Source organism: Alteromonas sp. NFXS44, assembly GCF_040148705.1.
In the GTDB taxonomy this organism is placed as follows: Bacteria; Pseudomonadota; Gammaproteobacteria; order Enterobacterales; family Alteromonadaceae; genus Alteromonas.
This window is the reverse complement of sequence record NZ_JAGDEA010000012.1, coordinates 287942-307955: the sequence shown is the minus strand read 5'-3', so window position 1 is coordinate 307955 and position 20014 is coordinate 287942. Positions and strand designations below refer to the sequence as shown.

Below are 20014 nucleotides of genomic sequence, written 5' to 3'. Positions count from 1 at the left end.
CCTGCAAAGTTAACGTATACTTGACCAATGATACCGTTTGTCAGGCCCGTGTGCCATGTTAAAGACGAGGAAACTAGAATGACAAAACACGATGGCAATTTAGTCTGGATTGATATGGAAATGACAGGGCTGGACCCTGAAACCTGTAAGGTGCTGGAAATCGCCACTATCGTCACTGACCCGCAGCTCAATATACTGGCTGAAGGGCCGGTGATAGCTGTACACCAGCCGGATGCGATTTTAGATGGTATGGATGAGTGGTGCACCCGTGTGCATGGCAACAGCGGGCTCACTGCCAGATGCCGCGAGAGTCAAATTGATGAAGCAGAAGCGGCGAAACAAACCATCGCATTTTTGAGTGATTATGTAGATGCGGGAAAATCGCCTCTTTGTGGCAATACTATCGGACAGGATCGCCGTTTTATGGTGAAGTATATGCCGGAACTGGAAGCGTATTTTCACTACCGCAGTATAGATGTGAGCACGATTAAGGAACTGGTTAAGCGCTGGCAGCCGGAAATTCTCGACGGCTTCACGAAGAAAGGTGTGCATCTGGCGCTGGACGATATCCGTGAGTCTATAGCGGAATTGCAGTATTACCGGGAAAAAGTGTTTACGATTTAAGCAAACGAACCGGTATTTCGAAAAAAATTCAAATTAAGTGTTGCGCATCGCTGGGATTTTTGTAAAATGCGCTCCACTTTTGCGAAGGGCCACTTTCGCAAAACGACTGAACCGGTTTGCGGGAATAGCTCAGTTGGTAGAGCACGACCTTGCCAAGGTCGGGGTCGCGAGTTCGAATCTCGTTTCCCGCTCCAATTTTTCAGTCATCACCAAGTTTTTTGTTGCGGGAATAGCTCAGTTGGTAGAGCACGACCTTGCCAAGGTCGGGGTCGCGAGTTCGAATCTCGTTTCCCGCTCCAATTCTTCATCTATATTTCTTGATATTCCGACACATAATCCTGCAAATCTGCAAGGTATGCCTGTTTCTGTGCATCCGGTAACCAGCTCGCTTTGAAACTGTTTTCTGCCAGTGTCACCAGCTCTTTAACGGTAAAGTCACCTTCTTCCTGAAGGGCAATAAAATTCTCATTCAAATAAGCCCTAAAGTAAGACGGATCGTCAGAATTGATGCACGGCATCAGTCCGTATTGCAGCATCTTTTTGATTTCAGCAGAGGTCAGTGACTGCACTACAAAGCGGTTGGATACAGGACATACGGTCAGTCCCAGCTTTTTTTCTCTGGCAAGGTTACATAATGCCTCAGATTCCAGAATGTTGACGCCATGGTCTATGCGGTCAACGCCAATATCTTCTATCACCTGCCGGATGTGCTCCAGAGTATTATCCTGATTTACATCGCAGTGCATGGTGAGTTTCAGGCCCATACTACGGGCTTTTTCAAAAACAGCGCTGAACTTAGCCGGCGGGTTATTTTTTTCGTCAGAATCCAGCCCCACGCCAATGATTTTATCCAGGTGGGGTTGCGCCATCATCAGGTGTTCCATAGCGGATTCAGCAGACATGTCTCGCAGGAAACATAAAATGAGATTGGTCTGCACACTCAGTTCAGCAGCGGCATCACTGCGGGCGCGGTGAATACCGTTTATCACAGTATCAAAACTCACACCACGGCTGGTATGTGCCTGCGGGTCGAAAAACAGCTCAACATATACAATATTTTGCGTGGCTGCTTTGCGGAGATAGTGCATGGTGAGCTGATAAAAGTCAGATTCATCTTTCAGCACGCTCATCCCTGCATAATAGATATCCAGAAAAGAAGGCAGGTCATGGAAGTTATAAGCTGCAATCATTTCCTGCGGTGTCTTAGCCTGTAACGACACATTATTTTTCTGCGCCAGAGCGAAACTTAATTCCGGCTCCAGTGTGCCTTCAATATGTACGTGAAGCTCTGCCTTGGGCAACTTTTCTAAAAAGGGTCTTAATTCCATAAATACCGCCACCTGATAATGAGTAGGAAACAACAGTTCTGTTTTATAGTCAGAAAAAACTCAGCAAAAACTGAGCCTGACCGGGTCAGACTTAGCAGGAAGTCACGATTTAAATGTGTCCGGGATTTCGGGGACTACCGTGAAAGCAGTGAACACGCTGCCGGACTCAGCTTGCCGCTGCCACTCAACGTAGAAAAGGCAGGTAAACAAATTAAACATTCAGGGATTTATTCACGTTAACATTTTATTAATGAATTTTTATTCAATTTTTGACGCGCGATGCTGGTGCAATAACCGCTAAAGTTGCACGAAAGTCTTGCTTGATATGTCTTATACGGCGTGCCGGTGTGGTGCGGTCAGCCGGAACGGATAGTGTTGGAAGATTATCTTTCCATTTATATGCATTTTTATTCATTTTTAAGTGTTTGTGGCGTAGCTTTTCCAGTAAAATTAAACAACCAGACGGCACAAAACGTGCACTTCGGGTGATATGCAACGGTATGCCAATACGGTTGCCACGCCCGGCGACACTTTTTTATGTTTCACTCCGCACTGTACGGGGTGAACAAAGTGAAGTCTGCAAGCGCAAGATTCATCAGACCGGACGACGTATCCGGTTTCAGGAGAACACACAAACATGAAATCATTTCCCCGTAGCGGATTTGTATATTCCGCTATAGCCGGTGCTATTGCCGGGGCACTGGCATCGCCGCAGGTTCTGGCCCAGGAAGCTCAGGCCACAGAAAAACAAATCGAAAAGATTGAAGTTACTGCAACCCGCCGCAGCGGTTCACTGCAGGAGGTGCCGATTAATATCTCTGCACTGACTTCAGATGTTATGGCTCAGCAGGATATTGAAGATCTCGATGACGTTGCCCGTTGGGTGCCCGGCCTGACAGTAACCGATCAGGGCGGTCGCTCTGACTCTCCTGTTATTGTGCGTGGTCTGAACACCAATTCTTCCGGTCCAAGTTCTGATGGTGGCACGGTCGCCACTTACTTCGGTGAAATTCCTTTATTTCTGAACATGCGTCTTATTGACGTTGACCGTGTTGAAGTACTTATTGGTCCGCAGGGAACCTTATACGGGGCCGGTACACTGGGCGGGGCTATCCGTTATATTCCGAAAGCGGTGGATCTGGATTTCACCTCAGGAGAGGTATTCGGAGATGCATACAGCGTCAGCGAAAGCGATTCTTTAGGCGGTGAAGGCGGCTTTATTTTCAACGCGCCGCTGATCGACGGTGAAATGGGTGTGCGCATGTCGCTTAACTATTTCAATAATCCGGGCTTTCTGGATTACAACTACGTAGTGCGGGAAGGCGGTGTATCTCTGCCTGATCCGGATTGGAACGACGATGCGGCAGTATCAGAAAATCTACGCCGCGTTGAAGATGCCAACGGAGAAGACACGTTAACTGCCCGCATAGCGCTGCGCTGGGTACCGAACGACTGGCTTGACGGTACTTTAAGCTACTTCTATCAGAAGCAGGAAGTTGAAGGACGCTCAATTACACAATTTGATGCGCTGGCTGCTGATAATCCGCTGAGCGATGTGATTGGTCCCTATGAATCGGCTTACCGCTACGAAGAGCCCCGTGAGAAAGAAGATGAATTACTCAGCCTTGAGCTGAAAGCGGATCTGGGTTTTGCTGAACTGGTATCTGCTACCGGCTATTCCCAATTCGATGCAATTGGTCAGCGGGATCAGACCGACCTGCTCATCCGTCTGGACTATAGCTATGAAGAGTTTCCTGCGTTTTCTGCCTACACCGAAGAAGTGGATGAGCGTAAAATTCTGACTCAGGAATTGCGTCTGGTTTCACAGGCGGAAGGCCCGTTAAGCTGGATTGCAGGCTTCTACTACAATAAAACGGAATACGACGGCTACAGTAAAGAATTTACCCCGGGCTTTGATGAATATGCCATTGATGTCTGGGAAGTTGGCGGGAACTATCGTCCTGATTCGCTGGAATACTACTCAGTCAGCAACACAGAAACTACGGAGTCAGCGTTTTACGGTGAAGTCAGCTACGAAGTGAATGAAAAGCTCAATGTGACACTGGGTATGCGTGCATATCAGTACGACATCGAGTCAGCCTCTGCTATAGACTTACCGTTGTACTACTCAGTGTTTGAAGGTCGCGGTGAAGACTCCATTGAACTGGATTACAGTTCTGCACCGGCGGATGATTCAGGCACATTGTTTAAATTCAATGCCAGCTATCAGTTCGATGACAACACAATGGGTTATGTGACCATAAGTGAAGGTTTCCGTATTGGTGGTGCTAACGGTGTTGGTGCCTGCCCGTCTGATATTGATGATATCGCCACGCAGATTGTTTGTGCTTTGCCTGATGAGCAAAATTACGAGCCGGATACCACTACCAACTACGAACTCGGCCTGAAGAGCAGCTACTTTAAGAACCGTTTGCAGCTGAATCTTGCCCTGTTTAACGTGGACTGGGATGATGCACAGGTAGGCGGTGCGACCATTAACGGTCAGCAACCCATTACCACGAATGCCGAAGGGGCTAACTCCAGAGGTGCTGAAATCTCGGTGCGTGCACTGGCAACCGATAACATCACCCTTTACGCCACCTATTCAAAAACCATTGCCAGGCTGACTGCTGATGCGCCATTCCTGTTCGGTGTGTTTGGAGAGCAGGGCAGTGCATTGCAGGATTACTACGACGGTAAAGATGGCGACCGCCTGCCGGGTTCTCCTGAACAACAGTTCTCATTCGGTGTAAACTACGCCACTGAAGTTCTGGACGGCAAGATGCTGGATCTTAACTACGGCTTAACCGCTCAGGATGACGTGTTCTCGACGGTTGGCCTGCGCCAGAATGGTGAGGCACTGCCGGGTTATGCAGTCAGTAACTTCAACGCGAAGTTGTCTGACGATGCATGGAGTGTCACTTTCTACATTGATAACCTGTTCGACAAGTACGCTTATACTTCGGTACGTCGTGACCGCGGTGATATGGGACTGGCGACGTTTGCCTCCATGACACCTAACGGTACCGAACTATTACGTAACTACGGCCACTACGTGTTAACACCACGCACCGTCGGGTTGAAATTCAACTATCAGTTCGAACTGTAACGGATGGTTTATGTTAGGCTAAAGGCACCGCTAAGGTGCCTTTATTTTTTATGATGGAAATAAGAGAACACTGTTTACTGACTGCGAAGCAGGCAATTAACAACAAACAATACCCGCAGGCACACCAGGCGCTTGTGCAGGCCATCAGGCAAACCGGTGACTTTGAAGAAGCCTATTTCCTGCTGGGTATTATTCACATTGAACTGATGCAAATCAGCAAGGCAGCAGCCCTGCTGGAAAAATCCGTGAGCCTTGGCGGAACGGCAAAAACTTATGTTTATCTGGCGAAGTGTTATGCCCTTCAGGGCAACATGACAGAGGCGAAAGCCGCTGCGGCAAACGCGCCGGTTTCTGCACTTGATGATGCTCTGTCTCTGGACACTACCGGTGTGGCATTAAGCCGTGCGGGTGATCATCAAACTGCGCTTAACTATTTTGAAAAAGCGCTTCAGCTGGCACCGGATAATCCTGCTTTTTATTACAATACCGGTGTTTCTGCCAAGTTCGCCGGTGATTTTGGCCGGGCTAAGGAAGCATTTGAAACGGCAATCCGCCTTGCGCCCGCATACAGTCAGGCACATTTCGCCTTGTCTGACTTGGAAACCAGCCCGGATAATCCGGACAGGATAGCCGCGCTGGAAGCATTGGATGCCAGGCTGGCTGAGCGTCAACCCCCTGATATTGACGGCAGATTGCATGTGGCCCATGCACTGACGAAGGAATGGGAAGCAAAAAAGGAATACGGCGAGGCGTTTACGCTTCTTAAGCGGGCGAAATCAGAAAAACTGGCAACACTGCCGCATCATGACAGCGACTTTTCTGCGGTATTCGACATGCTGGAGCGCATTGACCTTGAGCCGCCGGTAAACACGCAACCGGTAACAGGCCGGCACACCCCGTTATTCGTCACCGGCATGCCCCGTTCGGGTACTACGCTGGCAGAGCGTATTTTGTCGAACCATACCCGTGTGGCTTCAGGCGGTGAGTTACAGGATTTCGGGGTCAGCGTGAAAGAAATTGTACGCACGCCCTCACAAGTGGTGCTTGATGCTGAAACGCTGACAAAAGGGATGCAGGCAGACAGCGCGGCCATGGGGAATCGCTACCTTGAGCGTACCGCTCATCTTACCGGCGGCAAGCCATATCTGGTTGATAAACTGCCATTTAATTTCTTTTATATACCGCTTATACGCAAAGCACTGCCGCAGGCACGCATTGTGTGTATGCTCCGTCATCCCATGGATACCTGTACCGGTAACTTTCGTCAGTTGTTTTCAATAAACAGCCCTTACTACAGCTATGCCTATGACATTGATACGATTGGGCGGGTGTATACCCGGTTTTACCATCTTATGCAGCGGTGGGCAAAACAGGCGCCTGATCAGATATACCTGCAATCCTATGAAGCGCTGGTTGCAGACCCTGCCGGAGAAATTAAAACGCTGCTCAGGTTTTGCGGTTTGCCCTGGGAGGAAAAGTGTTTGCACGTGGAGCAAAACGATAAACCGGTATCTACGGCCAGTAAAGTACAGGTAAGAGAAGCCATCAATGCAAAGTCAGTAGGAAACTGGCGCAGATACAAAGCGCATCTTACAGACCTGGCTGCTCAGTTTGAGAAAAACGGTGTGCCTTACTGAATATCGGCGAGCGCTGGTGCATGCCACATAAGCTGGTCGGATGACTTGATTTTCATCTGACCAGCGGCTACTCTCACTGGTCTAACCAGAATAAGGGAAGCAAGATGGCAAAACCGAATCCACTGAGACAGTTTGCTTTAAAAGCAAATAAATACCCCTCCTTTATCAGCCGCCGGTTGATGACTGCTATGTTCCGCCATACGGTTAAACTCGCGGGCACGGCTAAACTGGATATTCTTGCTTCAGATCTCACCTCGGTCACGTTTCAGATTAAAAACCGTAAGCGGGTTCAGAATCACATTGGCAGTGTGCATGCTGCGGCCATGGGCTTGCTGGCGGAATCTGCCACGGGTTTTATCGTCGGGGTGAATCTGCCGGGAGACAAACTCCCGCTAATCAAATACATGAACCTGAAGTACGTAAAGCGGGCTGAAGGCGATATGAAAGCAGAAGCGGTGCTGACTGCGGAACAAATAGCTCTTATGCAGACGGAAGAAAAAGGTGAGGTGCTTGTTCAGGTTAAGGTGACTGATGCAAACCACATCGAACCGGTGATTTGTGAAATGTGCTGGGCCTGGGTGCCAAAGAAAAAATGACAGTAATATTAAGATCTGTGTAAAAAGCGGCTGGTGCCGCTTTTTTTGTTTGACATCCAACGTCATAAAAACTATTTGTTGTGATGCGAAAAGCACAAGTTTTGTTAGTGGCTCTGTTGCCTGAGTGACATGGCCTGAAACCGTTCTCAAATAGTATTGCAGCAAACAGGTTTTAGTATGACGAATAGTACTCGTGATAGTCTGATAAAGCGCCCGTTTATGGATAAAAAGCATTATCCCTACGGATTTGCACGTTCCGGCGATTTTTCGATAAAAGAAGCGAAAATTCTCGCAGAAAATGGTAGTGTGATTGCAGCACTGGTAGATGGAAAGCTGACACCTGAAACGGATCAGGATATGCGCTTCATTGCTGTTGCTCATGGTGAGACCGAACCGGCTTCACCAGAAGAAAAAGTGTGGCTAAAGTACCAGAAACGTATTAACCGACCTAAAGCCGCCTCAATCTATGGCTCCAAAAAAGTTGCACTGACAGAATCTGACGATGGTGGCACTGCGGACGACACCGATATCGTGTTAGATGACGATTAACTTGTAAATCAGTTGTAACCGCCATCCTATATTTGGCTGTAAAATAAGCTAAATGGGGATATTCATCCTATTTATTCTATATATTGGGATACATGTCTCACTTTTAGCCATTTTTTTGTTTTATCTTTCTAATGCCTTCGTTATAGTCCGCGCTACGGTATATTCCGCATATATTTTTAATAAGGTTACGAGACACAAATCCATAATACAGGAGATTTGACTGTGAAAATGATGTCAGGCGCTGCCATGGTGGTTGAAGCGCTAAAAGATGTGGGAGTCACACATGTGTTCGGTTACCCGGGTGGTGCCGTTTTAGACATTTACGATGCGCTGTTTGCGCAGGATGATGTCAAACATGTCCTCGTACGTCACGAACAGGCGGCCGCCCATATGGCGGATGGTTATGCACGTTCAACTGGCAAAACCGGCACAGTCCTCGTCACCTCTGGTCCGGGCGCAACCAATACCATTACCGGTATTGCTACTGCGTACATGGACTCTATTCCTATGGTGGTATTGTCCGGTCAGGTAATGTCATCACTCATTGGTGAGGATGCATTCCAGGAAACGGATATGGTGGGCTGTTCCCGCCCCATCGTTAAACACAGCTTTCTGGTAAAACGGGCTGTTGATATTCCTGAAGCCATTGCCAAAGCCTTTTATATTGCCAACTCCGGCCGTCCGGGCCCGGTAGTGGTTGATTTGCCAAAAGATATTGTAAACGTTCAGGATTCCCATCCGTACGTATTCCCTGAGTCAGTGGCTATGCGCTCGTATAACCCCACTGAAAAGGGCCATATGAAGCAAATCAAAAAAGCCGTTGCTTCTATGCTTAAAGCAGAACGTCCGGTGATGTACGTGGGTGGTGGTGCTGTTGCCTGTGAGGCATCCGGTAAAGTTATTGAGCTGGCTGAGATGCTGAATGCACCGGTAACCTGCACGCTGATGGGGCTTGGCGCTATGCCGGGTACCCATGAACAGTTCGTCGGTATGCTGGGAATGCACGGTACACTGGAAGCCAATAAAACCATGCACAATTCAGACTGCATAATTGCACTGGGTGCCCGTTTTGATGACCGTGTTACCAACAACGTTTCAAAGTTCTGTCCTCATGCTGAAATCATTCATGTGGATATTGACCCTGCATCGATTTCAAAAACCATTAATGCGCACATTCCGGTTGTTGGCAGTGTGGATAAAGTGCTTGATCAGATCCTTGAGCAACTGGCTGATGTGGATTTCTCCGGCCAGAAAGAAAAGCTCAGCGACTGGTGGCAACAAATCACCCAGTGGCGCGGCCGTGAGTGCCTGAAGTACGAACAGGGCGATACGGTAATTAAGCCTCAGCGTGTTATCGAAGCTTTGTACAAGCACACCAACGGCGATGCGTACGTCAGTTCTGACGTGGGTCAGCACCAGATGTTTGCTGCTTTATATTATCCTTATAAAAAGCCCCGTCAGTGGATCAATTCCGGTGGTCTGGGCACCATGGGCTTTGGTTTACCGGCAGCCATGGGCGTACAGTTCGCACACCCTGAAGCGACCTCAGTGGTTGTAACCGGTGACGGCAGTATTCAGATGAATATTCAGGAACTGTCTACCTGTTTGCAGTACAACTTACCGGTGAAGATTATCTCTCTGAACAACCGTGCGCTGGGCATGGTACGTCAGTGGCAGGATATGATTTATAAAGGTCGTCACTCTCATTCTTACATGGACTCAATGCCTGACTTTGTGAAGCTGGCAGAGGCTTATGGCCATGTAGGTATCAAAGTGGATCGTCTCGATGAGCTCGACGCCGCGATGGAAAAATGTTTCAGCTATACCGACAGACTGGTATTCATGGACATTGCTGTAGACCAGAACGAACACGTTTATCCAATGCAAGTGAAATTCGGTGCAATGGATGACATGCGCCTGAGCAAAACGGAGCGAACCTGATGAGAAGAATTATTTCAGTATTAATGGAAAACGCGCCGGGCGCACTGTCACGTATCGTGGGCGTATTTTCACAACGTGGATATAACGTTGATTCACTGTGTGTTGCCGCAACAGACGACCCCAGTTTGTCTCGCCTGACCATTACCACTCACGGTGATGATAAAGTGATTGAGCAAATCACCAAACAGGTGAACAAACTCATCGACGTGCTTAAAGTGGTCGATTTAACCGACGGCACCCACGTAGAACGTGAACTGATGTTGATTAAAGTGGCTACACGGACTGAAGAGATCCGCGCTGAAGTGAAGCGCACCAGTGATATCTTCCGTGGCAGTATTGTTGATGTAAACGGCAGCAATTACACCATTGAAATCACAGGTACATCAGACAAGCTGGATGCTTTCGCGTCTGCAATGGGTGAATGTGCAGAAATTATCGAATCATCCCGCACCGGCGTATGCGGATTAGCCCGCGGTGAACGTGCGCTGAGACCATAAATCAGCGGTAGTGAAAAGAACGACAAAACCGGTATCGCCCTGTGATACCGGTTTTTTTATGCCCCTTTGCCGTAATACACTTCCACCCGTAAAGCCAGCCCGTACGAAGGTTTAAAATCTTCTTCCTTCAGCCATAAAATAAACGGTTCTATTTCGTAAAACAGCCAGTCACGGGTGGGATTCATGCGGTAGCGGAAGCTGGTGTACACCTCACTGAGCTCGTTTGACGGTTTTGTCAGTCCTTCTGTAAACAGGGTATAGATAGCGGCGGAATGTGAAGTCAGCGGTTGCAGATATTGCAGTTCGTGCCGCCACAACCAGTCTTCGTGTTCATCGCGGTAGTAATAACGGTTGTTGAAGCGGAATACATGGTCGTCGTGGCTGAGATATTGAAATGTTGCTCCTATTTCAGCACCCAGTCCGTCGCGGTTGTAATAATAGGTTTCAGCGTCGTAAAACAGGGCGACTGTATCGGAGAGCGGCGCCATATCCTGAAAACGGGCTTTCGCATAAATTTGCCCCCGCCGGCCGGTACCGATACGGTACGACATTCTGGCATTGTCACTGGCACGGTAACGCAGGGCGATGGTTGTGTTATCGCGGTTCCGGGCAACCGGGTCTCTTGCCGCTTTAATGGTATTTTGGTTATCGTTATCTTCGTTATCGCTGAGCACCAGGTCTACGCGGTCTTCCAGCGCCGGCAGTTTTACGCGGATCCGGAAACGTAAATCCATTTCACTGAGGTCCCGCGTTCTGGGTTCCCAGCCCAGGCTCACCCGGCCTTCGGCCCTGGCATCACGGTAAGCGTCACTGCCTTCCAGAGCAAAAAAGCTGTCGAGTTGCCGTGCGGTGTAGTCCATGGAGCGGGTTAGCTCCTGTTGCCAGTTATCGAACCAGAGTTTTTCATCTGTACCGGCTTCTGCCTGCTGGCTTTGTTCAACCGGAAGACGCTCAACGTCTCCGTCTGACAGCCGGGGCAGTGCAACACACAGTAACAACACGATACATGACATAAATTAATTCAGGGTTTCAGACCCGGGCTTCCTATCCAGTTTTTAGCATGAAGTGAAATCAGGCATTCGTCAAAAGTTTAAATAAGTATAAAAACGTAAAGATGAAACGGTTCACCTCACAATTGTAAATTATGTCGTGAAAGGTTCTTATTGCGGTGGCATACTGTGGGTCTTGATGTAAAGGAGATTTTTTGATGGGTGGAATTAGTATCTGGCAATTGCTGATTGTTTTAGTGATTGTTGTTCTTCTGTTTGGCACCAAGCGACTCAAGAGCATTGGCTCCGATCTTGGTGGTGCAGTAAAAGGTTTTAAGAAAGCAGTAACTGATGAAGAGTCAGATGCTGATTTCTCACAGGAAAAGCGCGTTGAAAACAAAAACGAGGCGCAATCTGTAGAAGCAGAGTCCAAGGCAGACGTTAAAGAAAAATCCTGATGTTTGACATTGGCTTCTGGGAATTATTGGTGATTGGAGTGCTGGCACTACTTGTGCTGGGGCCGGAACGTTTACCCGGCGCAATGCGCTCCACCATCAAAACAGTGCGCAGCGTGCGTAATATGGCAACAGGCTTCAAGCAGGAAGTGGAACACCAGTTACGTGTGCATGAATTGCATGAAAATCTGAAAAAGGCTGAGCAACAGGGCCTTAAAGATATTGCGCCGGAACTTAAAGAAAGCGTCGATGAACTTAAAGATGCCGCGAAGTCCGTGCAGGAACCTTATAAAAAGAAGTAAATGTCTGACGCTAACTCTCTTATCTCGCACCTGATTGAGCTGCGAAACCGTGTCTTGCACGCACTGGCAAGTGTGCTGCTGGTGTTTTTGTGTCTGGCGTATTTCGCTCAGGATCTTTACCGTCTTCTGGCTGAGCCTTTGCTGAGCACGATGCCGGAAAACACATCCATGATTGCAACGGATGTTGCATCACCGTTTTTTGCACCGTTTAAACTTACGCTGGTGCTGTCATTTTTTATTGCTATTCCCTATGTGCTTTATCAGGTCTGGGCTTTTGTCGCGCCGGGCTTATACAAGAATGAGAAAAAGCTGGTCGCGCCGCTGTTATTCTCAAGCACACTGCTATTTTATGCGGGGATGGCGTTTGCCTATTTCGTGGTTTTCCCTATCGCCTTTGCGTTCTTTAACAGTGTGGCGCCTGAAGGGGTAACCGTCAGTACGGATATTTCCAGTTATCTGAACTTCGTACTTAAATTGTTTTTCGCATTCGGGGTGTCATTTGAGATCCCGATTGCCATCATATTGTTATGCTGGACAGGCGTGACCGATGCGGCAACGCTGCGGGCTAAACGTCCTTACGTGGTGGTCGGTGCCTTCATACTGGGCATGCTGCTGACACCTCCGGATGTTATTTCCCAGACATTACTGGCAATTCCAATGTGGTTCTTATTTGAAGTGGGCGTCATCGTCGGTGGATTTTACGCAGGTAAAAAAGAAGATGATGAGGACGAGCAATCGTCCGACTCTGAGTCAATTTAGCTCAGACAGATCGGGACAGACGATCTGAAGATGACAAGTAAGGAATAATAATGAAATCAAAAATAAAACTGGCCGGTGTGGCCCTCATTGGCGCTTTATCACTTACGGCGCAGGCTGAAACCGTTACTGAAGCCATGCAGGCTTGTAAAAACGAAAAAAACGACCTGAAACGTCTTATCTGTTATGACGCCGTTGCCGGTTCAATGAACATCTATGCCGGAGCAGGCAAGTCTGTTGATGACATTGCCAGCGAGCAACCCAAGCGTCAGCCGGTTACCACTGCCAGCAAGCCACAAATTACGGAAGATGACTTTGGTCTGGAAGCACAGCGCCTGGCGGCAGAGAATCTGCCTGAAAATATGTCCGGTACTATTACGGATGTGTCGACCAGCCCGCGGGGTGACTACATTATCACGCTGGATAGTGGTATGGTCTGGCGTCAGACTTCCGATGATGTGAACTACAAATTCCGCAAAGGCGATACCGTAATGGTGGAGCGTGGTGCACTGGGCGCTTTCTATCTGAAGAAGTCCGGCGCCAGTGGCAGAATTGGCGTACGCCGGATCAAGTAAGTTGAAATGGTTCGATGCCGGCGTCAACCTCCTTGACCGCCGGTTTAATCCCCACGATGTTATCGCCCGCGCTGTAGAAGCAGGGGTCGATAAACTTTGTATCATCACCACTGAGCCTGATGAGTGGGATGATGCACAAGCGCTTTATCAACGTTATCCTGAACACCTTTGTTATACCGTCGGTTGTCACCCGCATAACGCTAAGGTTATGACAGAGGATGACTTTACCGGTCTGGAACAGCGCCTTGATTGTCCGGGTGTTGTTGCTGTAGGTGAGTGCGGGCTCGACTTTAACCGTGATTTTTCCCCCCGTGATGTTCAGGAATCGGTCTTTCGCCGGCAACTGGCGATTGCGGTTAAACATAATAAGCCTGTCTATCTTCACGAGCGTGATGCTTTCGCACTGCAATTAGATTGTCTGGACAGTGTTGAAGGGCAACTGGCCGGTGGCATTGCCCATTGCTTTACCGGATACCATGACGCCATGCAGGCCTATCTCGACCGGGGTCTGTATATCGGTATCACCGGCTGGGTCTGTGATGAGAAACGTGGCGGAGACTTAAGAGAAGCGGTGAAGCAGTTACCCCTTAACCGGTTAATTCTAGAAACCGATGCGCCTTATTTATTTCCGAAAAATCATCGTCCGAAGTCAAAAAATAATGAACCTGCTTTTATCTCATCAATTGGTAGGTATTTGGCTGATTTGACAGAAATAAGTTATGAAGAGTTGGCACAAAACAGTTATGCTAATACTTGCAGGGTATTCAAAGTTGCAAGGTAGAATAATAAATGCAATTGAACACGGGGATGGTCCGCCGGTACGATGAGTGGCTGATCGCAATAACGCTGGCCGTTGTTGCCTTGTTTCTTTATGTTGTGCAACCCTACATCCGCGCCGACGATCAACAGCAGCGCATTTCTGAAATTCGTTATACTTCGTCAGCAGCATCTGCTTTTTCCATTCAAAGTTACTCCGAAATAGCCGCCGTAGACTGGACGCCTGTGAGCAACCCGGTAAATCTGGGTATGCAGGACGGTGTACACTGGTTTAATTTCTCTGTCAGACGTGATGCGCTTTTATCTGAAGAAGCGTTACTCGAAGTGGCTTATCCGCTGCTGGACAACATAGAAGTCTCTTTTTTTACGCCTGAACAGCACGGCCCTGTAGCGACTCTTTATGGCGGCGATGCGTTGCCGTTTACAGAGTGGGATATACGTCACCCCTCCATGTTATTTACCATCCCGGCGGGCTACGCACAGCTGGATGTGGTGCTGAAAGTGAAAACATCAGGGGCAGTAAGATTGCCTGTGCGTGTGTGGAATAAGACAGAATTCATCGAATATACCTCCAGCCTGAGTCACCTGATGGGGGCGTTCTTCGGTTTCCTGCTGGCCATCGGGGTAAGCAACTTTTTCTTCTTTCTGACCACCCGTAGTGCCACATTTTTACTTTACACCGCTTACGTCATTTCGCTGTCGCTGACGCTGGCGACTCTGAACGGTCAGGCCTTTGCGTATTTGTGGCCGCAGTGGGGCTGGTTTGAACAACGGGCCGTCGCTATTTGTGCCAATGCTGCCATTATGTTTGCCATGCTGTTTTCCCGCTCCTTACTGGAAGTTTCTTCCCATAGCCGGAAAATTGATAAAGCACTGAAAGCGGTGGCAGCCCTGTTCGGGTTAAATGTCATTGTCAGCCTGTTTCTGCCCTATGCATGGCTTATCAAAGTGTTTCTGGTAATGCTGGGGCTGGTGGTTATTTTTACCCTGGCCATCGGTATCTGGCTTGCCATGCGGGGGCACACCATCGCCAGGTACTATTCTTTTGCCTGGAGTATTTTGCTGGTCAGCGGTTTATCTGCCAGCCTGGATAATCTGGGGGTATTCAGCACCAGTATACCGTCCAATTATTTGCTGATGCTCGGGGCGTCAGTAGAAACTTTACTGCTGACGTTTATTATCGCCATTGGATACAGCCAGCAAAAAGAAACCGCCTTTGAATCGTCCCGTAAAGCCCTTGAGCAGGAAAAACTATCTGCACAGGCGCGGGAGGATTTGGTGGAAATTCAGCGTCAGTATGCCGATGAAATGGAATACAAGGTGCAGGAACGTACCCTGGAGCTGGAAATTGCACTGCGCGAATTATCACAGGCCAACGAAGAACTGGAGCGCCTTAACAGCATCGACTCACTGACAGGGATCCGTAACCGCAGGCACTTTGATAAACGCTTGCTGGCAGAGAGCCGGCGCAGTCGTCGTGAACAAACTGAGCTTAGCCTCGCAATGATTGACATCGACCACTTCAAGTCGGTTAATGACGAATACGGACATGCTGCGGGTGATGCCTGTATTTGTCATATTGCCCGTTTACTGCAATCACAGTTACGCCGTTCGTCAGACGATGTATGCCGCTATGGCGGTGAAGAATTTGGCATTATTTTGCCTAACACCGACATTGAGGGTGCCCGACAAGTCGTGGAATCCATGCGCAGAATGATTGAGCAGACGCCGGTTGAAATTGACGGCCAGGTTATTCAGCTGACGATGAGCGCCGGTGTCGCATGTGCCGTTATTCAGCGTGAAGCACACGAACTCGATTTACTGAAGTACGCAGACAGCCTGTTGTACCGCGCTAAGCAAAACGGGCGGAATCAGGTTGTCGCGGAAATCTTTTCTGGAGAATCATCATGACATTTTCACCTTTCCCGGCAAAAAGAATGCGCCGCCTCAGAAGTCAGGACGCATTGCGGGATATGGTCGCAGAGCACGTGCTCACGGTAAAAGATCTGATTTACCCTGTATTTGTTCTGCCGGGCAAAAACCAGCGGGAAGCTGTGCCTTCCATGCCGGGCGTTGAACGTTTATCTGTGGATTTACTGGTGGAAGAAGCCGGTAAGTGGGTCGACCTTGGGATCCCCGCTCTGGCGCCTTTTCCGGTTACGCCTATGGAGCTGAAAACTGACTGTGCGAAAGAAGCGTGGAATCCGCAGGGACTGGCACAGCAGGCACTGCGTGCGTTAAAGGACGCTTATCCGCAACTGATGCTGATGTCTGACGTGGCACTGGATCCGTTTACTTCCCACGGACAGGACGGCATCATCGATAAAGACGGGTATGTGGTAAATGACATCACCGTGGATGCGCTGATAAAGCAGGCGCTGTCGCATGCTGAAGCCGGCGCTGACATCGTGGCTCCGTCGGACATGATGGATGGCAGAATTGGTGCCATCCGCAATGCCCTTGAAGCTGACGGCCACCACAACACCTGCATCATGGCTTATGCTGCCAAGTATGCGTCAGCCTATTACGGTCCTTTCAGGGACGCTGTGGGCTCTGCTGCGAACATCAAAGGCGGTAACAAGAAAACTTATCAGATGGACCCTGCAAACAGCGATGAAGCTATTCACGAAATTGCCATGGATCTGCAGGAAGGCGCAGACATGGTCATGGTGAAACCCGGCATGCCGTATCTGGATATTGTCCGTCGTTGTAAAGAAGAGCTGAAGGTGCCGACTTTTGCCTATCAGGTAAGCGGCGAATACGCTATGCACAAAGCGGCGTTTGCTAATGGCTGGTTGAAGGAAGATGAAGTTATTCTGGAATCGCTGCTTGCATTTAAGCGGGCCGGTGCAGATGGCATTCTGACTTACTTTGCGCCGCAGGCTGCGCAGTTACTGAAGGGCTGAATATCTACCGCCCGCTGACACATCTGAGACTGCCGGCCTGATACAGGCCGGTTTTACTTCGCCCGGTAAATACCGGTTACAGACAATGCAGCTTCCAGCCCGCACGGTGTTGTAACCAGGTTTCGTTGGCCAGCTCAGCGTTAATAAGCGGATGGGCCGCCAGCCAGCCTTGTGGCAGGATCAGTGTCCAGTCATCACCGTCCACTTTCAGTTCTACCTCCGGAATGTGTTTGTTCTGGCGACGCAGACACAACACAACGGCAATTCTTAACACCCGTAACAAGCCTTCCAGCATTGGCCTTACTTCTTCATGGTAATGAGAAAAAGTGTCTGACTTGATTGCGAGGCGGTGACATTTTACCAGGTCGCGTATCGCCACACGCTGTAGTTTGGTGTAACCGGGCAAATCGATATACGTCAGCAGGTAGGCACCATGCTCATGATGCTTTTTAAACTCAACATGCAGGCCGATTTCATGCAGGGTTGCTGCAGCCCCCAGCACGGCTTCAGTATCAAGGTGGCACAAACTGGTTTGCGCACATAACTGATGACACAGGCGCAGTGCCAGGCCCCGCACTGACTCAGCATGGTGGCGGTCGATGTGATACCGCTTCATAGTATGATTCAGGGTCTGGCTGCGGCGGTCATTTTCCTGGAGGTTATCCAGCATGCCGTAAATCAGACCTTCCCGCAGTGCGCCGCCGGAAATATTCATATCACGGATTTTCAGGCGCTCGAACAGGGTGATCAGAATCGCCAGGCCACTGGGGAAAATCGGCTTGCGGGACTCTTCCAGTCCTTTGATGTTCAGGTTGTCGATATGACCACATGCGATACATTCATCACGCAGTTTATACAGGTAATCAAGGCGGATAGCATCGCTGATCCCCTGTGCGACCAGGATTTCTGTGATGGCTTGTGGTGTACCTGATGCGCCCAGACAGTTATGCCAGTCAAAGCACAGGAAGGTATCAGCCACGCTGTCCAGAAGGGCGTTGGCTTTCTGTTGTGCTTTATCGAAGTTGGCCCGGGTGATTTGGCCTTTAGGGAAGTGCCGTTCCATGAACGTGACACATCCCATATCCAGACTGACCAGGTGGATAGGGTGCATATCATTGCCAATGATAATTTCGGTGCTCGCGCCGCCGATATCAATCACCAGGGAATTGCCCTGATTCGCGGAGGTATACGCAACCCCGAGATAAATCTGCCGCGCCTCTTCTTCACCGCTGATGACTTCGAGCTTGTGGCCCAGAATGGATTCTGCTTTGTGAATGAAATCCGCGGCATTTACTGCCAGACGCAGTGTTGCAGTAGCGACCACTTTTACATTGGAACGGGGAATATCCTGCAGGCGTTCGGCGAATGTCTGTAAACACTGCCAGCCACGCTCCATGCTGACTTCATCCAGTTCCATATCGTCATTTAAACCGGCAGCCAGCCTGACTTTCTGTTTCACTTTACCGATGATTTGCACACTGCCGTTCACGACATGCACCACCACCATGTGGAAACTGTTGGAACCCAGGTCCACGGCGGCGTAATACTCGCCGTGAACAACCGCATCATGTTGAAGTTCTGGCTGCATAGATTTTACTGGTTTGACGGTTTCTTATTGTTGCTGTTGCGGCGACTGTTGCCACGACGGGACGAATTCCGGTTAGTCGGAGTACGCCGGCGACGGGGTTTCGGTGCAGTCACATCATCCAGTAATGCGGTTCTGTCAAATTCGGTAACAGGAATGGCATGCTGAATATATTCTTCAATCGCCGGCAGGTTCTGTGCGTACTTTTCACAGGCGAAGCTGATAGCGGCACCGCTGGCTCCTGCACGGCCTGTACGACCGATACGGTGCACGTAATCTTCCGCATCGTCCGGCAGGTCGTAATTGAATACGTGGGTCACTTTATCAATGTGCAGACCACGGGCGGCAACGTCAGTGGCAACCAGAATATCGAGATTGTTCTTGGTGAAGTCTTCAAGGATCGACAGACGCTTTTTCTGCGGAACATCGCCGCTTAACAGGCCAACACGGTAACCATCTGCTGCCAGCCAGTCGTTAACCCGCTCACAACCGCTCTTGGTGTTTGCGAAAATAATGGCTTTATCCGGCCATTCTTCTTCCAGCAGGGTAAGCAGAAGAAGCATTTTGTCTTCATCTGACGGGTAGAACAGTTCTTCAGACACCCGGGTGGCTGTTTTGCGCTCCGGTTCAACCTGCACGTGAGTAGGGTTGTTCATATGCTCATAGGCCAGTTCCTGTACGCGGTAGCTCAGCGTTGCTGAGAACAGCATGCTCAGGCGTTCAGTGGCAGCAGGCATTCTGCGGAACAGGAAACGGATATCTTTAATAAAGCCTAAATCGAACATGCGATCCGCTTCATCGAGTACGGCAGCCTGAATATTATCCAGCGAGAACACACCTTGTTTGTAGTAATCAAGAATGCGTCCTGTCGTACCGATAATAATATCTACCCCTTCTTCTAGCGATTCGCGTTGACTTTGGTATCCTTCGCCCCCATAAATGAGACCAAGTGACAGTCCGGAGTGCTCGCTGAGCGGCTTGGCATCATTATAAATTTGAACCGCAAGTTCACGGGTAGGTGCCATGATGATGGCGCGCGGTCCGGATTGACTACTGGCGTCATTTTGCGCTTTTTCCAACAGGTGGTGGAAAGTTGCGACAAGAAATGCCATTGTCTTGCCCGTACCGGTTTGTGCCTGACCGGCGATATCCAGTCCCTCTAGCAGGGGCGGCAAAGCAAGTGCCTGGATTGGAGTACAATGAGTGAAGTTTGCAGACTTCAATGCCTCAACAACTTTGGTATTGATGGGCAAGTCGGAAAAATGTGTTTCAGTTAAATGTGTTGTTTGCATAGCTTATAGCTTATCTGTGCTTGCATTAAAAAACGGTTTCTTATAACACTAATGGTAAAGCTGAGACAAATCAGCAGCAGACCAAATATTGGAGAA

Annotated in this window: 18 protein-coding genes and 2 tRNA genes; 16 read left to right on the top strand and 4 right to left on the bottom strand. The window is 49.2% G+C overall.

The features are described from left to right. Nucleotides 1-78: 78 nt before the first annotated feature. From orn to J3369_RS18515, 3 genes are all read left to right on the top strand, one after another. Complete coding sequence (orn, locus tag J3369_RS18525; RefSeq protein WP_349589717.1) at nucleotides 79-624, top strand: oligoribonuclease; 546 nt, start codon at nucleotides 79-81, stop codon at nucleotides 622-624. Between the two features lie 118 nt (nucleotides 625-742). Further along, a tRNA-Gly gene (locus J3369_RS18520) sits at nucleotides 743-818 on the top strand. A gap of 29 nt (nucleotides 819-847) precedes the next feature. Continuing rightward, nucleotides 848-923: transfer RNA gene (locus J3369_RS18515), tRNA-Gly, on the top strand. Nucleotides 924-932: 9 nt separating this feature from the next. Here the strand turns inward: J3369_RS18515 and add are convergent. Further along, complete coding sequence (gene add / locus J3369_RS18510) at nucleotides 933-1952, bottom strand: adenosine deaminase (protein ID WP_349589714.1); 1020 nt, start codon at nucleotides 1950-1952, stop codon at nucleotides 933-935. 637 nt (nucleotides 1953-2589) lie between these two features. Between add and J3369_RS18505 the strand changes: the two genes are divergently transcribed. From J3369_RS18505 to ilvN, 6 genes are all read left to right on the top strand, one after another. Next, a complete protein-coding gene (locus J3369_RS18505) occupies nucleotides 2590-5061 on the top strand; it encodes a TonB-dependent receptor (protein WP_349589711.1) in 2472 nt (823 codons plus the stop codon). Between the two features lie 50 nt (nucleotides 5062-5111). Beyond that, the gene (locus tag J3369_RS18500) at nucleotides 5112-6698 is read left to right on the top strand and encodes a tetratricopeptide repeat-containing sulfotransferase family protein (protein ID WP_349589708.1); all 1587 of its coding nucleotides are present in this window, start codon (nucleotides 5112-5114) and stop codon (nucleotides 6696-6698) included. Between the two features lie 104 nt (nucleotides 6699-6802). Continuing rightward, a complete protein-coding gene (locus tag J3369_RS18495; RefSeq protein WP_349589705.1) occupies nucleotides 6803-7294 on the top strand; it encodes a DUF4442 domain-containing protein in 492 nt (163 codons plus the stop codon). A gap of 177 nt (nucleotides 7295-7471) precedes the next feature. Continuing rightward, the gene (locus J3369_RS18490) at nucleotides 7472-7843 is read left to right on the top strand and encodes a MaoP family protein (protein WP_349589702.1); all 372 of its coding nucleotides are present in this window, start codon (nucleotides 7472-7474) and stop codon (nucleotides 7841-7843) included. Nucleotides 7844-8065: 222 nt separating this feature from the next. Continuing rightward, complete coding sequence (locus J3369_RS18485) at nucleotides 8066-9784, top strand: acetolactate synthase 3 large subunit (RefSeq protein WP_349589700.1); 1719 nt, start codon at nucleotides 8066-8068, stop codon at nucleotides 9782-9784. Beyond that, nucleotides 9784-10281 (top strand): acetolactate synthase small subunit, encoded by a 498-nt coding sequence (ilvN, locus tag J3369_RS18480; protein WP_119502702.1) that lies wholly within the window; start codon nucleotides 9784-9786, stop codon nucleotides 10279-10281. The genes J3369_RS18485 and ilvN overlap by 1 nt, the downstream gene beginning before the upstream one ends. 56 nt (nucleotides 10282-10337) lie before the next feature. On the opposite strand, the gene J3369_RS18475 is transcribed toward ilvN, so the two are convergent. Then, nucleotides 10338-11294 carry a hypothetical protein gene (locus J3369_RS18475; protein ID WP_349589697.1) on the bottom strand — a complete coding sequence of 319 codons (957 nt, stop codon included), beginning with the start codon at nucleotides 11292-11294 and terminating at the stop codon, nucleotides 10338-10340. A gap of 194 nt (nucleotides 11295-11488) precedes the next feature. Between J3369_RS18475 and tatA the strand changes: the two genes are divergently transcribed. The 7 genes from tatA to hemB are packed head-to-tail and all read left to right on the top strand — an operon-like array spanning nucleotide 11489 to nucleotide 17041. Continuing rightward, nucleotides 11489-11728 carry a Sec-independent protein translocase subunit TatA gene (tatA, locus tag J3369_RS18470; protein ID WP_119502700.1) on the top strand — a complete coding sequence of 80 codons (240 nt, stop codon included), beginning with the start codon at nucleotides 11489-11491 and terminating at the stop codon, nucleotides 11726-11728. After that, the gene (gene tatB, locus J3369_RS18465; RefSeq protein ID WP_119502699.1) at nucleotides 11728-12027 is read left to right on the top strand and encodes a Sec-independent protein translocase protein TatB; all 300 of its coding nucleotides are present in this window, start codon (nucleotides 11728-11730) and stop codon (nucleotides 12025-12027) included. The genes tatA and tatB overlap by 1 nt, the downstream gene beginning before the upstream one ends. Beyond that, entirely contained in the window at nucleotides 12028-12786 is a 759-nt protein-coding gene (gene tatC, locus J3369_RS18460) for a twin-arginine translocase subunit TatC (RefSeq protein ID WP_349589693.1), read from the top strand. A gap of 50 nt (nucleotides 12787-12836) precedes the next feature. Next, nucleotides 12837-13358 carry a hypothetical protein gene (locus J3369_RS18455; protein ID WP_349589691.1) on the top strand — a complete coding sequence of 174 codons (522 nt, stop codon included), beginning with the start codon at nucleotides 12837-12839 and terminating at the stop codon, nucleotides 13356-13358. A gap of 1 nt (nucleotide 13359) precedes the next feature. Continuing rightward, nucleotides 13360-14139 carry a TatD family hydrolase gene (locus tag J3369_RS18450; protein ID WP_349589688.1) on the top strand — a complete coding sequence of 260 codons (780 nt, stop codon included), beginning with the start codon at nucleotides 13360-13362 and terminating at the stop codon, nucleotides 14137-14139. An 8-nt stretch (nucleotides 14140-14147) separates the two neighbouring features. Further along, a complete protein-coding gene (locus tag J3369_RS18445) occupies nucleotides 14148-16046 on the top strand; it encodes a diguanylate cyclase (protein ID WP_349589686.1) in 1899 nt (632 codons plus the stop codon). Next, a complete protein-coding gene (gene hemB / locus J3369_RS18440) occupies nucleotides 16043-17041 on the top strand; it encodes a porphobilinogen synthase (protein WP_349589684.1) in 999 nt (332 codons plus the stop codon). The genes J3369_RS18445 and hemB overlap by 4 nt, the downstream gene beginning before the upstream one ends. Before the next feature lie 76 nt (nucleotides 17042-17117). On the opposite strand, the gene J3369_RS18435 is transcribed toward hemB, so the two are convergent. Both J3369_RS18435 and rhlB read right to left on the bottom strand, forming a co-directional pair. After that, on the bottom strand, nucleotides 17118-18629 hold the full coding sequence (locus tag J3369_RS18435; RefSeq protein ID WP_303575653.1) for a Ppx/GppA phosphatase family protein: 1512 nt from the start codon (nucleotides 18627-18629) through the stop codon (nucleotides 17118-17120). A 5-nt stretch (nucleotides 18630-18634) separates the two neighbouring features. Further along, complete coding sequence (rhlB, locus tag J3369_RS18430) at nucleotides 18635-19918, bottom strand: ATP-dependent RNA helicase RhlB (protein WP_349589681.1); 1284 nt, start codon at nucleotides 19916-19918, stop codon at nucleotides 18635-18637. Between the last annotated feature and the right edge of the window lie 96 nt (nucleotides 19919-20014).